The sequence below is a fragment of the Trinickia sp. genome, from assembly GCF_036503415.1.
In the GTDB taxonomy this organism is placed as follows: domain Bacteria; phylum Pseudomonadota; class Gammaproteobacteria; order Burkholderiales; family Burkholderiaceae; genus Trinickia.
Map to the genome: position 1 here is coordinate 1 of NZ_DASXWY010000064.1, position 15,262 is coordinate 15,262.

A 15,262-nucleotide genomic window follows, 5' to 3' on the forward strand; every position below is an offset into this window, starting at 1 on the left:
GCGACCCGCTGCAAATCAGCCGTCCGTTCCGAGAATCACGCTCGACGCCTTGAATGCCGCGATAGCGGGCATCCCAACGGCGAGCCCCAGTTCGCGGACGCTCTCGTTCGTGACAACGGCCGTCACGACCGTGGGAGCCGGCGCCGCTCCCGCATCGTCCGTGGCAGCGCCGGCATCGAGCACGAGCGATACTTCGGCGTTCACGGCGCCGGGAACGATCTGGCTGATGCGGCCGTGCAGTTGGTTGCGCGCCGAAAGACGCAAGGGCGCGATGCTCGCCGGGGTGTCCGGGTCGCCGACGGCAAGCATGACCCACGATGCCTTGACGAGCGCATAAGCCGTTGCGCCCGCGGTCAAGCCGAGCGTTTCGGTACTCTCGCAGGTGATCACCGCCACGATCTGCTGTCCGCCCGGCAGCGTCATCGTCACTTCGTCGTTGACGGCCCCGTGTGCGATCGACACGATCGTTCCGAACAGCTGATTGCGCGCGCTCGTTTTCATACCGATTCTTCCTATCAACGCCCAATCGCGGGCGAAGTCTTCGATTCCCGCGCTCACGTGCTCGATGAACTTGCGGTGCTCCCGCTCGATGGCGCGGAACGTTTCGATAAGACGTTCGCCGCGCGGGGTCAGTGTCGTGCCGCCGCCGCCCTTGCCTCCCGTCGCGCGCACGACGAGCGCAACCCCTGCGAGGTTGTTCATCGCATCGATTGCATCCCAGGCCGCTTTGTAGCTGATGCCGACGGCTTTGGCCGCGCCGGTGATGGAGCCCGTTTCGCGGATCGCCGCGAGCAACGCGATGCGTGCCGCCCCGGCCAGCGTTTCGCCGCCCGCGCTGAGCCAAAGCGAGCCACCGAGGCCGAACGCCCCGGCACGGGCGTCCGCCTGCGGGCCGGAATCGGACGCTGCACGGGACGGTGGCACTTCGCTCATGGGCTCGACGGGAACAGGAACAGGTTGGCGGAAGAACGTGAATCGGCGCCGCCCATTATAGGCACCGGCACTGCCCTACCGGCTCAACGCTTGACGTACTGCGCCACGCCATGACCGAACGACCAGTTTTCCGGCAGCACCTCCACGAGATTGATGAAGACGTCTTCCGGCCGCAAGCCCGGCCGTTCGGCCAGAAGATCGACGATGCGCCGGTAGAGCGCCTCCTTTTGCTCGAGACCGCGCGTATTGCTGACGGTCAACTGAATGACGACGAAGTCGTCGCTGCGCTCGATTCCGAGGTAGTGCCGGTTATAGACCCGGGACCCGGGGGCGTGCTCGTTGATGAGGACGAATTGATCGTCCTCCGGAACGTTGAACGTTTCGACGAGCGCACGTTGTACGCCGTCGACCAAGGCCGCGCGATAGGCGTCGGACTTACCGGCGCCGAGCGAAATACGAGTGAGTGGCATGACCGTCTCCGCAATGAACGATGGAGTAGGCAGAATAAGTACGCTCGATCATAATGAACAGTCATGTATCTATATTTCATCTATTTCATTTCAAAATGAAAGTATTGGACCTCGATGCGGTTCGGGCGTTCGTCCACGTCGCGGACCTGCGCAGTTTCACACGGGCGGGCGAGATGCTCGAGACGACGCAGTCAGCGGTCAGCCTCAAGATCAAGCGCCTCGAAGCCCAGCTCGGCAAGGCGCTGTTCGAGCGTACGCCGCGCTCGGTGCGGCTCTCGGCTGCGGGCGATGCGTTCCTCGAATCGGCGCGCCGCCTGCTCGATGCACATGAGCAGGCGCTGACATCGCTTGGGACCGAACGCGCCCGGCTACGAATCGGTCTGAGCGAACACGCCTCGGGGCCGCAACTGCCGCAACTCGTTGCCGGCCTGCACCGGCACGATCCGCAACTCGTCGTGGAAATGCATCTCGGACTGTCGGCGGCGCTCCTCGCGCAATACGACGAGCGGCAACTCGATGCCTGCATCGTGCGCTACGAGGCCAACGAAACGCCGGCATGGCGTGCGCGCAGCGATGCCGAGGCACTTTTCGTCGAACCGCTCGTATGGGTCGCCGCACCGGGCTGGAAGCGTACTGCCGGGGTCCCGTTGCCGATCGCCACGCTGGCCGGTCCTTGCGGCGTGCGCTCGGTGGCATTGCAAACGCTGGATCGAGCGCACATCGCCTGGCAGGAAACGTTCGTCGGCGGTGGGGTCGCGGCCGTCGGCGCCGCGGTAGCCGCCGGCCTTGCGGTATCGGCGCTCGCGCGGCGCGTGGCGCCCGTCGGCCTCGTGGATATCGGCAGCGCCGCGGGACTGCCGCCGTTGCCGCGGTCGCACATCGTCCTTCATTCGCGCGTGCGCGAGCCGCGCGCTCATTCGGCACTGCGCATTCTCGCGGCGGGACTGGCGCGAAGTTGAGGCGCGTACCCCACGGGCCGCCGGACGCATCAAGCCGGCGGCTCGGTTCGGGTTCAGTTCGCCGGGAAGTCGATCACGTAGCGCACGAAACCGCTATGCGGCGTATAGCGGTCATACAGCGCGCGAGCGCGGTAGTTGTTCTCCTTCGTATTCCAATAGAGTCGCGACCAACCCTTGCGCTTCGCCTCGTCGACGAGCCAGTCGATCAACTGCCCGCCGATGCCTTCGCCACGAATCGCCGGATCGACGAATAAATCCTGCAGATAGCAAATCGGCCTCAGCTGCGAGGTGCTCTCATGCACGAGGTAGTTGGCGATGCCGATGACGAAGCCGTCGTCGCGCTCGGCAACGATCGCTTGGACCGGCGAGCTCGGATCCAGAATGCGCGCCCAGGCATGGTGCGTCACTTCGTCCGACGGGGTGCGTTCGTAAAAGCGCGTGTAGCCGTCCCACAGCTCGCGCCAGCGCGAGGCGTCACGCGCCTGCGCTTTCCGTATCGTGACGGTCATCCGGTTGGCTCCATTGTTTCGATGGTGGCTCGCGGCTCAGCCGCGGACTGCGACACCACAATCTACCGCAGCGATGGGCACCGCGCAGCGAGGACGTCAATATCGAAACCGAGGGTGCCCTTGCGTCTTCAGACGCGAATCCTGGGCGATTCAGGGCAACGCCATATGAGACGCGCCCTCCGCCAGGGCGGTTTCGACCGATACGGACCATGCGCGTGGCGTCAGCGCCTCGGTGATGGTCAGCTTGCCCGTCACGGCGAATGCGCCGGTATCGATGAAGACCTGAGAGCCGATGCGCCCCATTTCGCGCATCGGCGTGTGGCCGCAATAAGTCAGCGATAAACCCGCCTGTCGCGCCGGATCGCCGTTGCCGAGCGCAAGTTCACGGCCCCACAGCATTTGCTGTCTGACGCGCTCGGTGAAGGCGCCCGAATCGAGGTCGAGGTCGGAGCCGAAGAATTCCGCATGCACGATATTGAAACGCCGCATCCCCGCACCGACGACCCGCGCGAGCGGCAGCGTGCGCAAACGCCGTGCATACTCCTGGAGCGTTTCGTCCGACAAATCGTCGGCCCAGTCGCCGCCGATGCCATGCCACCAGCTACGGCGCATGCCGCCTTCCGCTACGAGACACAAAGCTTCCTCGTGGTTACCGAGCACGGGATAGAACCACGGCTTGTCGAGCAGCGCCAGCGCTGCCTCCGACTGGCTGCCTCGATCGACGAGATCGCCGACCGAAAAGAGCCGGTCCCGTGTGCCGTCGAACTCGATTTCGCGCAGTAGATAGCGCAGCGCGTCCACGCAGCCATGCAGATCGCCGACCACGAAATCGCGGCCTGCCGTATTCGATTCATGCCGGCAAACGAGGGGAATGTTTTCAGTTTCCATACCGCATCTTATGCTCGTGCGCGTTGCCGCGCCCCGCAATGCAATTTCCTATTGCTGCTGCGCGCGCAATTGCGCCACGTCGCCGGCCGTCAACGTGGCGCGCGGATCGCCGAAGTGCTGCGTGACGTAGTTCACGATCGCCGCGATCTGCTCGTCGTTCAGTTGATCGCCGAAGCCGGGCATCAACACGTTTGCGTGCTTCGTCTTGCGCACCACGCCATGCAGCACCACCAACGCGAGGTTGGAAGCATTATTTGCGCCCACTACGGAGTTATGAATCAGCGACGGGTAAGCCAACGCAGCGTCACCACCGATGCCGCGGCCGGTCCAGTCGTGACAACTCGCACAGTTGCCGACGAAAAGCTGGGCGCCGTTCACGCCGACAGGCGACGTACCGCGTAATTGCGTTACATCGTCGGCAGGTTTGCCCCACTGATCGCGCGGGCGGGCGTCGCCGCCAGCGACAGGTGGCACCGAACGCAAATACACGCCGATCGAGCGCAAGTCCTCGTTGGTCAGAAACTGGGTGCTGTCGGCGACCACCTCCGCCATCGGCCCTGCCGCATTGGCGCGGCCCGGCGCAACGCCGACGGACAGATAGTGCACGAGGTCGTCGTCGCCCCAGTTGCCAATGCCGGACGTCTTGTCGGGTGTGATGTTGAATGCGTGCCAACCTGCCTGCACTTCGCCCGAAAGCCGACCGCTCGTCTTCAGCCCTTGCATGAAGTTGCGGGGCGTGTGGCACTCCTCGCAATGCGCGAGCCCTTCGACCAGATACGCACCGCGGTTCCATTGCGGACTTTGCTTCGGATCGGGGACGAAGCGGCCCTCATGGAAATTGAAGAGCTTCCAGAAGAACAGCAACCACCGCTGATTGAACGGGAACTTGAGGTCGTTGCGCGGCGGCGTGTAATGAACGGGCGTCAGTGTGTTCAGATAGGCGCGAATCGCCAACACGTCGCGTTCGGCAATACGTGTGTACTCCGTGTAGGGGAAGGCGGGATAGAGATGCTCCCCGCCCTTGCCGACCCCTTCGTGCATGGCCCGCACGAAGTCGGCGTCGGTCCACCGGCCGATGCCCGTATCGGGATCGGGCGTGATGTTGGGCGTATAGATCGTCCCGAACGGCGTACCGATCGGCAATCCCCCCGCGTAAGGCCGGCTCTTGTCGGCCGTATGGCACGCAATGCAGTCGCCCGCGCGGGTCAGATAGGCGCCGCGCTTCACCAGGTCGGCACTTTCCGCGTCGGCTTGCGTAAAGGTGGGGGCGATCGTTGCGGCATCGGCCGATGCACCCTCGGGACCCGGCGCGCCGGAGGGCGATTCCGTCGGCGTCGGTGCGCTCGCCACTGCAGTCGAAGCCGACGTCGTCATCGAAGCCGACGATGACGCCGAGCCCGCCACGTTCGCCACGTTCGACACCGGCACCGCCGCCGCGGGCGTGCTCGCTGTCGGCGGTTCGCTCGTCGATGCGGCAGATGCGGCAGATGCGGCAGATGCGTTGGATACACCGGAGCTCTCGATCGCGCCGGAAGACGGCGACGCCGCGTGCACCGGCGCCGCTACCGTACCCGAACGTGACGAGGCGGCAAGCGCCGCATCGGGTCCTTGCGCCTGCGCGACCGAAAGCGGCAACTCATCGGCCGGCGACAGATCGGCATCGACCGACGCATGCCAGGCGAGATACAACGCAAATCCGCAAAACGCGGTGGCGACCGTGGCAACGCGCCGCAACCGCCTCCGCGCACGCCTTGCCGCTTCGTGGCCCATACCGGCTGGATCGGAGCGAGGTCGCGGGTTCGTCATCGGGAGTCCCATCGGGTCGGCGTGCCAAGTGCTGTGTCCGCACTAGAGTTCATGCTTGAGCTTGTCCGCAAGGCGTAGCGCCAACGCAGCAATCGTCAGCGTGCAGTTGACCGATGCGGCGCTCGGCATCACGCCGCTCGTCGCAAGGAAAAGGTTCTGGTGATCGTGCGTGCGGCAATCGGCGTCGACGACCGAGTCCGCCGGATCGGCGCCCATGATCGTCGTCCCCATGATGTGGTTGTTGGGCGCGAAGCGATCGTCGAACGTAACTTCCGTGCCGCCGAACAGCGCCGCGATCTGCGCATACACCTCGTGCGTGTGCGCCGCGCTTTTCTTCACGTACTCGCCGATGGCGTAGTAAATCTCCGGCTGCGGAATGCCGAGCGCATCCTTACGGTCGGCCGACGGCACGATCCGATTGCCCGGTTCGGGCAGGATTTCGTGGAAGCTGTTGATGGTGAGCGTGCGCGATGCGCGATCGCGGATCTGCCGGTCGAGTTCGGCGCCGGTCAGCCCCGCCTGCAACAATGCGGCCGTCACCGCCATCGTCGACACGCCGTTCGACAGGTGCAGCTTCTTGGCGGCGTACTCCGAGCGGAAAGCGCCATCCCTGAAGTTGACGACCGATGTCATTTCCATCGGCCCGCGCCCGGGCCACAACGCCTCGTTCGCGAGGAAGCTCACACCGGTGCCCGGGTGATCCATCAAATTGCGGCCGACCTGATCGGAGCGGTTGCCGACGCCGTGCGGAAACTTGTCGCTCGTCGACATCAGCATCAGCTTCGGTGTCTCGATACCGTTCGCCGCAAGAACGAAGAACTTGCCCGTCACGCGCGTCGTCCCGCCCGAAGGGTCCTTGTAATGCACGGCGGAGATGAGCCCCTTGTCGTCGGCTTCTACTCGATAGACCACCGCCTGCGGCACGAGCTGAGCGCCCGCGCGCTCGGCTTTCTCGGCATGCACGATGCCGTTGTACATCGCCGCGATGGGGCAGATCGGCATGCAGTTGTTGTTGCCGCAACAGGTGGGACGCGCGTCGTAGGGCTGGCTATTGCGCGCGACCGGTTCGGACACCACCTTGAAGGCGTTGGCGTTGAGCACTTCGGCAAACCGCGCATCCATGAACGAGAGCGGCAGCGCCGGCATCGGATAAGGCTTGGCGCGCGGGGACCCGAGATCGACCGACGGCTCGGGGCCGGACACACCGAGCTCGACCTCAGCCGCGTAGTACCAAGGCTCCAGCGTTTCGTACGGAAACGGCCAGTCGCGGCCGACGCCGAACAGCGTCTTCAACTTGAAATCGGAGGGCAACAGACGCCACGCAGCGGCGGCCCAGTGCCAGGTCGTGCCCCCGACGAGCCGCAGGTATTGCGATTCGTACGGATACTCTCCCTTCTGAATCAAATAGTTGTTCGGCGGCGAATACTCGGGATGCGGTGCATAGGGCATCGACGGGTAGGGGGTCGCGAAGTCCGCCTTGGCAGGCGAGTTGCGGAAGTTCTCGACGATCTGCCAGCGAGCGAGGCGCGGCCCCGCTTCGAGGAGAATGACCGACGCGCCCGCCAACGCGAGCTGATGCGCAACGAGACTGCCTGCCACACCGGAGCCGACTACGACGACATCGGCAGAAGGGTTGTTTGCCATGTGTTGTAGTAGGTTCGGCTAAGGCTTGCGCGTCCAGTAAAACGGCACGTCCCGGCAGTACGACGGCACGGTCAGCACGTCTTTGACGGGATCGAACATCAGGGCTCTTTCGTAGGCGAGCACTTTCACGGTGGGCGACTCGCCGACTAGACCGAGGTACCACGCGCGCATGATCTGGCCGACTGTCTTCGCGAGCGGCGGCTCCGCGGCCCGCAGCGCTGCCGTCACGGTATCGCGCGGCACACCGCCGTGCGATTTGAGCCACGTATTGATCGCGGCGACGTTTTGCGTGAACGCGCTGTCGGTCTTGACGAGTGCTTCGTAGATGCGCTTGCCGAGCGCGGGATCGAGCTGACTTCGTCCGCACAGCTCCTTCGTCAACGCGACGAACGCATCGAACCCGCCGCCCGCCGGGGGCGAGAATGCGAACGCCGAGCGGGTGCCGAACGGCAGGCCCAGCACCGCGGCGATCGATAGCGCACTCGCGAAGGCGGACGTGCCGAGCACGAACGTTCTACGGGCGAAAGCCGCCGGCGCGTTGCGGCGCCGGCTCTCTCGGGCATCTGTCATGTGGGCTCCAAGGTCTGATCGTGACCCTGCCGGCACGCGCCGGCGTTGCAGGTCGCCCCCGAATCCGGTCTTGGCGCCGCCCTTGAACTGGCGGTCTTTCATTATGCGAGATCGTGCGAGATGCGCGGGCGGCGCCCACAGCGACGAAATATAGCCGTCTCGGCTGCATTCGACAATCGTCGGATAATGCTTCGCGCATCCGGATGGGGCGAATACGCGCCAAATCGGCATCCGATGTAAAAACGCGCCAGCGCGGCACGACAGATTTACGCGCTCCGGCCGGCGCCGGCCGCAAGCGCCGCTCGCGGTGCGCGAAACACCTCACATCCGCGGCCAACGCGCGCATACTGGTCTCCATCGACGATTCGCGCCGACATGGGCGCGCCGTCCCGCCACCGCGGCATGCAACCTGCTTGCGTTGCTCTCGTTCGCGCGCAAGCGCCGCCGAGGTCCCGGGCCGATGCCTCCCGTCCCGGCGCGCCTCGAGCGCCACCTTCTATGGCGATGCGATCGCGCGCGAGCCGCGTGCATCCACACCGCCGGACGACCTGGAATCGACCGATGGAACGACGTCAAACGTATGCGCCGCGGATCTACTTCATTCACCCCCTTCTCGTTGGGCACCTCGACGCGTGGCCGGCCCAATTCGAGCGCGCGGCCGCGCTCGGGTTCGATCACGTCCTGATCGGCTCGCCTTTCGCGCCCGACGAAGCGGGCCATCTCTATCTCGTCTCCGACCACGACCGGCTTCATCCCGCGTTCGCGAGCGCGGACGATGCGAACACGGCGCTCGGGCGTCTTGCGCGTGATGCCCGCGCCAACGGTCTCGCGTTGCTCGTCGATGTCGTACTCGATCGCGTCGCCGCCAACGGCGCGCTCGTGCGCGATCACGGCGAGTGGTTTCGTCGTTCCGAGATCGACGAGTGGAAGCTCGATCCACGGCACGCGCCTCGCGTGGATCATGCCGCCCATGCGGACTTCGACGACGCACGCGCCGCCGCGGAACTCGGCGCCTGGTGGAGCGAGCGGCTCACCGCGCTCGCACAGGCCGGCGTGGCGGGATTTCGTTTCGATTCGCCGCACCGGGTCAGCGCCGATGTCTGGCGCGAACTGGGCGCCGCGCTGCGTGCCCGCCACCCCGAAACGCGCTTGCTGGCCGCAACGCCGGGCCTCGCGCGCGGCGACCTCGCGCGTCTCGAGCGCGCGGGATTCGACAGCGTCTTCTCGTCGGTCCGATGGTGGGACTTCCGTCAAGACTGGCTCGTGGAAGAACACGCCGCGCTCGCGCGCATCGGCGCACCGATCGCTTTTCCGGAGGCGCCGTATGGACCACGCCTCGCCAATGACTACACGGGTTCGACCGACGCGGTGGCGATCGAGCGCGCGTACCGGCGCGCGATCGATGCATGTGCCGCACTGGGCACCGGCTGGCTCGTGCCGATGGGCTTCGAGCGCGGCATCGACGAGCCGTTCTCGTACCGTTCGGGCAGCCCCTCGGCCTACCGGGCGGCTCTCGACGCGGGCCGCTTCGATCTGAGCGAGTACATCGCGCAAACCAACCGCATGCTCCAGCAAACGCCTCTTTTGGCGACGGTGGGCGAGTTGCGAGCCCTTTCGAGCGCCGGCGCGCACGTGGCCGCATTGCTGCGCGGAGAATCCGCCGACTTGCGCGATGCGCGCGAGGGGGCACTGCTGCTGGCCAACCCGGACCTCAGCGCGCCGGCATTCGTCGATCCGGGGCAACTTCTCGACGGCGTGCCCGGCAACCTGACGTTATTCAAGCCGCTCGTCCAGCCCTGCACGGCACCGGCCGAGCCGCTCGACCCGTTCACGCTCGCGCCCGGGGAAACACGGCTGTTGCGCGCCGTCGCGAGCCCGTGCGTGAGCGCGCGTCATGCTACGAAACGCGCGGCGACGGCAGCCGTTACGGAAGCGATCGCGGCGCCGCGCGTTGCGATCGAAAGCGTGTCGCCTTCCATCGACGGCGGCCGCTTCGTCGCAAAGCGCGTCGTGGGCGAGCCGATCGAGATCAGCGCGGCGATCTTCGGCGAAGGACACGACAAGATTGCGGCAGCGGTCATCTGGCGTGCCGCCGATGAGCCCAAGTGGCGCGAGACGCGGATGGTCCCGGCCGAACCCGCGGGACTCGACCTTTGGCGCGCGCAGATCGCGCTGGGGCGCGTCGGGCGGTATGAATTCACGGTGATCGCATGGCGCGACGATTTCGCCTCGCTGGTCGATCACATCCGCAAAAAACTGAAAGCCGATCAGGCGGTCGATCTCGAGCTCGAAGAAGCCCGTCATCTGCTCGCCCGCGTGCTGGCCGAGGCTCAGACAGCCGATACGGCCGACGCCGATCCGCATCGGGATCAGCATGACGCCCAAGAAGCGCAGCGCGATGCGATCGCGCGCCTCAAGGAGTTGGCCCGGCGATTCGCGCAGGCCAACCCGGCGGCTCGGCTCGACATCGTGCTCTCGCCGGAAACGGAAAGCGCCGTTGCGCTGGCCCGCCACCGCCCGTTTCTTTCGCGCGACCCGGTGATTTACCGCATCGACGCGGAACGGTCCGCGGCCCGCTTCGGCAGTTGGTACGAAATCTTCCCGCGCTCGATGAGCGACGATCCCGCGCGTCACGGTACCTTCGACGATGTCATCGCAAAGCTGCCGCGCGTACGCGACATGGGGTTCGACGTACTCTACTTCCCGCCGATTCACCCCATCGGTAAAACGAATCGAAAGGGCCGCAACAATACGCTGAACGCGCAGCCCGGCGACGTGGGCAGCCCCTACGCGATAGGAGGCCAGGAAGGCGGGCATACGGCGGTTCATCCCGAGCTCGGCACGCTCGACGACTTCAAGCGCATGCTGGCTGCCGCGCACGAGCACGGCCTCGAAATCGCGCTCGACTTTGCGATCCAGTGCTCGCCCGATCACCCGTGGCTCGCCGAGCATGCCTCGTGGTTCGCCTGGCGCCCCGACGGCTCGCTGCGCTACGCCGAGAATCCGCCGAAGAAGTACCAGGACATCGTGAACCCGGAGTTCTACGCGCACGATGCGAAGCCCGGATTGTGGCTCGCGCTGCGCGACATCATCCGGTTCTGGATCGATGCGGGCGTACGGATTTTTCGCGTCGACAACCCCCATACGAAGCCGTTGCCGTTCTGGGAATGGATGATCGCCGATATCCGCGCGGCGCATCCCGATGTCATCTTCCTGTCCGAGGCATTTACGCGTCCTCGTCTGATGTACCGGTTGGCGAAGATCGGCTTTTCGCAGTCGTACACGTACTTCACGTGGCGCGAATCGAAGCGCGACTTCACCGACTACCTGACCGAGCTCACGCAGACGAACGTGCGCGAATTCTTCCGCCCGCACTTTTTCGTCAATACGCCCGATATCAACCCGCGTCACCTGCAAGCGTCGGGGCGAGCGGGGTTCATGATCCGGGCCGCGCTCGCGGCGACGCTCTCGGGACTATGGGGCGTATACAGCGGGTTCGAGCTCTGCGAATCGAAGGCGCTGCCCAACAGCGAGGAGTATCTCGATTCCGAGAAGTATCAGCTGCGTGCCTGGGATTGGGACAGGCCCGGCAACATCGTCGATGTCGTCACGACACTCAATCGGATCCGCCGCGCCAACCGCGCCTTGCAAACGCATCTCGGACTCACGTTCCTGAGCGCGCACAACGAGCGCATTCTCTTTTTCGAAAAGGCGACCCCAGCGCGCGACAACGTGATCCTCGTCGCCATCTGCCTCGATCCGTTTTCGCCGCAGGAGGCGGATGTCGAGCTGCCGTGGCACACCTTCGCTCACTGGCACATGCTCGACGGGGATGCACTGGCCGTGACCGATCTCGTCAGCGGCGCACGCTTCGAATGGCGTGGCCGCCATCAGCACATCCGGATCGAGCCCGACACGCTGCCGTTCGCGATCCTGCGCATCGCGCCTGCAGCGGGGTTGCCGCGCGATACGCGCGCGCAGCTCGAACATGGCCGGCCCGCCGCCGCGGAGACCCATCATGAAGCGTGAAGATCATCACGTCGACCCGGCCACCGCCGAGGCCGACCGTGCCCCGGACGCGAGCCGCAAGCGCGAGCGGGCCCGCCGTCGCGCAAAGCAATCGCCGCTGACGGACGATCCGCTCTGGTACCGGGACGCGATCATCTATCAAGTGCACGTGAAGTCGTTTTTCGATGCGAACAACGACGGAGTCGGCGACTTTCCGGGCCTCATCGCGAAGCTCGACTACATTGCCGGTCTCGGCGTCGATACGATCTGGCTGCTGCCGTTCTATCCTTCTCCGCGCCGCGACGATGGCTACGACATCGCCGATTACCGCGACGTGCACCCCGATTACGGCACGCTCGCCGATGTGCGCCGCTTCATCCAGGGTGCCCACGCGCGCGGCATCCGTGTCGTGACCGAACTCGTCATCAACCATACGTCGGATCAGCACCCGTGGTTTCAGCGGGCGCGGCGCGCCAAACCGGGCTCGAACTATCGCAATTACTATGTCTGGTCCGATACGGACAAGAAGTACGCCGGCACGCGCATCATCTTCATCGACACTGAGCCGTCGAACTGGACGCACGACCCGGTCGCGAATGCGTATTACTGGCACCGCTTCTATTCGCACCAGCCCGATCTGAATTTCGACAATCCCGCCGTGATGCGCGAAGTGCTGCAGGTCATGCGCTTCTGGCTCGACATGGGCATCGACGGGCTGCGGCTCGACGCCGTACCGTACCTCGTAGAGCGCGAAGGGACCAACAACGAGAATTTGCCGGAGACGCACGCGATCCTGAAGCGCATTCGCGCGACGATCGATGCGGAGTATCCGAACCGGATGCTGCTTGCCGAAGCGAATCAGTGGCCCGAGGACGTGCAGGAGTACTTCGGCAACGAAGACGAATGCCACATGGCATTCAACTTCCCGCTGATGCCGCGTCTTTACATGGCGATCGCGAGCGAGGACCGATTCCCGATCACCGACATCATGCGGCAAACCCCTGAGTTGCCGCCCACTTGCCAGTGGGCCATCTTCCTGCGCAACCACGACGAGCTCACGCTCGAGATGGTGACCGATTCCGAGCGCGACTATCTGTGGAACACCTATGCGAGCGATCGTCGCGCGCGGCTCAATCTCGGCATCCGCAGGCGGCTCGCTCCGCTCATGGAACGCGACCGCCGCCGCATCGAACTCATCAATTCGCTGCTGCTGTCGATGCCGGGCACGCCCGTCATCTATTACGGCGACGAGCTCGGCATGGGCGACAACATCCATCTCGGCGACCGCGATGGCGTGCGCACGCCGATGCAGTGGTCGTCCGACCGCAACGGCGGATTTTCGCGGGCCGATCCCGAGCAACTGGTACTGCCGCCGTTGATGGGTTCGCTCTACGGCTTCGACGCAGTCAACGTCGAAGCGCAAACGCGCGATCCGCACTCGCTGCTCAATTGGACGCGCCGGATGCTCGCGACGCGCCGTTCGGCCCACACGTTCGGGCGCGGCAGCATCCGCTTCCTGCGGCCCGCGAATCGCAAGATTCTGGCTTACCTGCGCGAGCTCGAAGGGCAGCCGCCGATCCTTTGCGTCGCGAATCTTTCGCGCGCGCCGCAGGCCGTCGAGCTGGATCTGTCGGAGTTTGCCGGACGCGTCCCCGTCGAAATGACGGCCGATTCGGTCTTTCCGGCCATCGGGCAGCTCAGCTATCTGCTGACGTTCCCACCCTACGGCTTCCTCTGGTTCTCGCTGTGCTCGCGCGAGGACCGTCCGTCGTGGAGCCAGCCCGGTTCCGAGCAACTGCCGGAATTCGTCACGCTCGTCATTCGGTCCGAGCAGACGGGACCGACTCCCGAAAACGTGCGGCTGCTCGAATCGGAAGTGCTGCCGTCGTATCTGAGCCGTCGGCGCTGGTTCGCCTCCAAGGACCAGAAGCTCAAGGCAGTCCGGCTCGCCGCCCTCACCACCATTCCCGATGCCGGTTTCGCCTTCACGGAAATCGAAGCCGATGTCGGCAGCCATACCGAGCGCTACGTGCTGCCGCTCGGCATCACCTGGGGCTCGGATACCACCGTGCCGCTCTTCATGCAGCTCGCGCTCGCTCGTGTGCGACGTGGGCGCAACATCGGACATCTGACCGATGCGTTCGCGCTGCCGCAGTTCGCGCATGGCGTACTGAAAAAACTGCGCGAGCGCGCCATCGTGCAGACGGTCCAAAAGAGCGAAATCCGTTTCGCGCCGACTGCACGCTTCGACGAACTCGAGGATATCGGCGAATCCGCGGAGATCCGCTGGCTGGCCGCGGAGCAGAGCAACAGCTCGCTGATCGTGGCCGAGCGCGTCGTGCTCAAGCTCGTGCGGCGCGTCGTCGGCGGCGTTCACCCCGAAGCGGAGATGAGCCGCTATCTGACCGACATCGGCTACGCCAACACGGCACCGCTTTACGGCGAAGTCGTGCGTGTCGATCCCGAGGGGGTACCGCATACGCTCGTCCTCCTACAAGGCTTCATCGAAAACCAGGGCGACGCGTGGAACTGGGCTCTCGACTATCTGCGCCGGGTCGTCGACGAGCTCGCGCTCGCCGCCGAAACCGAGGAGCCGGAACAGGAAGCGGACAAGTTCGCGGCCTATTGCGGCCTCACTGGAACGATCGGACGCCGGCTCGGCGAGCTTCACGCGGCACTCGCGGCGCCCAGCGACAACCCGGCCTTCGCACCGGAGCCCGCCACGCGCAAAGACGTGCGCGGGTGGGTCGACGGCGTGAAAACGATGCTGGCGGCCGCGCTCGATGTTCTCGCCGCGGAGCTCGCCAAACCCGGCGAGCATCTTTTGCCCGATACGCGCGCGGCAGCCGAGCACCTCGTCTCGATTCGCGCACGGCTCACCGAGGCGATCGAGAAGCATGTTCCCGAGACCGTCGACGCGTTGCGCATTCGCGTGCATGGCGACTTCCACCTCGGGCAGGTGCTGATCGCGCAAAACGATGTCTATCTGATCGACTTCGAAGGCGAGCCCGCGCGGTCGCTCGAGGAGCGGCGTATGAAGAGAAGCCCGCTCGTCGACGTGGCCGGCCTGCTGCGCTCGCTCTCCTATGCAAGCGCCGCCGCGCAGCCGACGCTCGAAAACGCGCCGGCGCCGACCGCCGATCGCAAGCGCATGCTGTTCGAGCGCTTCCGCACGAGCGGCGAGGAAGCCTTCCTGGCCGGCTATCGCGAGGCGATCGACCAAGCGGTGAAACCGCTCGTCACCGAGGAGACGCAGGCCGCCCTGCTCGATCTTTTCCTGATCGAGAAAGCCGCCTACGAGGTCCGCTACGAAGCCGCCAATCGGCCGACCTGGCTGGCGCTGCCCGTGCGCGGCCTTGCCGCGCTCGCAGACCGGCTGATCGGCGTACCGGTGTCCGGAGCCGGCAGCGGCGGCGGCAAAACCAGCGCAGCGGGTGACGACGGCCACGCCGACGGCTCGCCCGCGTCGCCTTGA

The 15,262-nt window shown here is 65.4% G+C and carries 10 protein-coding genes; 3 read left to right on the forward strand and 7 right to left on the reverse strand.

Annotation, left to right across the window (positions count from 1 at the left end):
- Window positions 1–15: 15 nt before the first annotated feature.
- The gene (locus tag VGL01_RS09050; protein ID WP_331568516.1) at window positions 16–933 is read right to left on the reverse strand and encodes a TOBE domain-containing protein; all 918 of its coding nucleotides are present in this window, start codon (window positions 931–933) and stop codon (window positions 16–18) included.
- Between the two features lie 83 nt (window positions 934–1,016).
- Window positions 1,017–1,403 carry a tautomerase family protein gene (locus VGL01_RS09055; RefSeq protein WP_331568517.1) on the reverse strand — a complete coding sequence of 129 codons (387 nt, stop codon included), beginning with the start codon at window positions 1,401–1,403 and terminating at the stop codon, window positions 1,017–1,019.
- A 95-nt stretch (window positions 1,404–1,498) separates the two neighbouring features.
- Between VGL01_RS09055 and VGL01_RS09060 the strand changes: the two genes are divergently transcribed.
- A complete protein-coding gene (locus tag VGL01_RS09060; RefSeq protein WP_331568518.1) occupies window positions 1,499–2,362 on the forward strand; it encodes a LysR family transcriptional regulator in 864 nt (287 codons plus the stop codon).
- A gap of 53 nt (window positions 2,363–2,415) precedes the next feature.
- Here VGL01_RS09060 and VGL01_RS09065 read toward each other — a convergent pair whose 3' ends face one another.
- The 5 genes from VGL01_RS09065 to VGL01_RS09085 all read right to left on the reverse strand — a co-directional run bounded on the left by VGL01_RS09065 (window position 2,416) and on the right by VGL01_RS09085 (window position 7,779).
- Entirely contained in the window at window positions 2,416–2,871 is a 456-nt protein-coding gene (locus tag VGL01_RS09065; RefSeq protein WP_331568520.1) for a GNAT family N-acetyltransferase, read from the reverse strand.
- Window positions 2,872–3,021: 150 nt separating this feature from the next.
- Window positions 3,022–3,759 (reverse strand): metallophosphoesterase, encoded by a 738-nt coding sequence (locus VGL01_RS09070; protein WP_331568522.1) that lies wholly within the window; start codon window positions 3,757–3,759, stop codon window positions 3,022–3,024.
- A gap of 48 nt (window positions 3,760–3,807) precedes the next feature.
- On the reverse strand, window positions 3,808–5,565 hold the full coding sequence (locus tag VGL01_RS09075; protein ID WP_331568524.1) for a c-type cytochrome: 1,758 nt from the start codon (window positions 5,563–5,565) through the stop codon (window positions 3,808–3,810).
- Window positions 5,566–5,607: 42 nt separating this feature from the next.
- Window positions 5,608–7,209 (reverse strand): GMC family oxidoreductase, encoded by a 1,602-nt coding sequence (locus VGL01_RS09080; protein WP_331568526.1) that lies wholly within the window; start codon window positions 7,207–7,209, stop codon window positions 5,608–5,610.
- A gap of 18 nt (window positions 7,210–7,227) precedes the next feature.
- Complete coding sequence (locus VGL01_RS09085; RefSeq protein ID WP_331568527.1) at window positions 7,228–7,779, reverse strand: sugar dehydrogenase complex small subunit; 552 nt, start codon at window positions 7,777–7,779, stop codon at window positions 7,228–7,230.
- Between the two features lie 561 nt (window positions 7,780–8,340).
- Here VGL01_RS09085 and VGL01_RS09090 point away from each other — a divergent pair.
- Together VGL01_RS09090 and treS are read left to right on the forward strand one after the other, a co-directional pair.
- Window positions 8,341–11,808, forward strand: coding sequence for a maltotransferase domain-containing protein (locus VGL01_RS09090; RefSeq protein WP_331568528.1), 3,468 nt, complete (start codon window positions 8,341–8,343; stop codon window positions 11,806–11,808).
- A complete protein-coding gene (treS, locus tag VGL01_RS09095; RefSeq protein WP_331568529.1) occupies window positions 11,798–15,262 on the forward strand; it encodes a maltose alpha-D-glucosyltransferase in 3,465 nt (1,154 codons plus the stop codon). The genes VGL01_RS09090 and treS overlap by 11 nt, the downstream gene beginning before the upstream one ends.

Excerpts from the sequence above, each read along its gene's own strand:
- VGL01_RS09050 (WP_331568516.1), bottom strand. The coding sequence starts at position 933 with ATGAGCGAAGTGCCACCGTCCCGTGCAGCGTCCGATTCCGGCCCGCAG.
- VGL01_RS09055 (WP_331568517.1), bottom strand. The coding sequence starts at position 1,403 with ATGCCACTCACTCGTATTTCGCTCGGCGCCGGTAAGTCCGACGCCTAT.
- VGL01_RS09060 (WP_331568518.1), top strand. The coding sequence starts at position 1,499 with ATGAAAGTATTGGACCTCGATGCGGTTCGGGCGTTCGTCCACGTCGCG.
- VGL01_RS09065 (WP_331568520.1), bottom strand. The coding sequence starts at position 2,871 with ATGACCGTCACGATACGGAAAGCGCAGGCGCGTGACGCCTCGCGCTGG.
- VGL01_RS09070 (WP_331568522.1), bottom strand. The coding sequence starts at position 3,759 with ATGGAAACTGAAAACATTCCCCTCGTTTGCCGGCATGAATCGAATACG.
- VGL01_RS09075 (WP_331568524.1), bottom strand. The coding sequence starts at position 5,565 with ATGACGAACCCGCGACCTCGCTCCGATCCAGCCGGTATGGGCCACGAA.
- VGL01_RS09080 (WP_331568526.1), bottom strand. The coding sequence starts at position 7,209 with ATGGCAAACAACCCTTCTGCCGATGTCGTCGTAGTCGGCTCCGGTGTG.
- VGL01_RS09085 (WP_331568527.1), bottom strand. The coding sequence starts at position 7,779 with ATGACAGATGCCCGAGAGAGCCGGCGCCGCAACGCGCCGGCGGCTTTC.
- VGL01_RS09090 (WP_331568528.1), top strand. The coding sequence starts at position 8,341 with ATGGAACGACGTCAAACGTATGCGCCGCGGATCTACTTCATTCACCCC.
- treS (WP_331568529.1), top strand. The coding sequence starts at position 11,798 with ATGAAGCGTGAAGATCATCACGTCGACCCGGCCACCGCCGAGGCCGAC.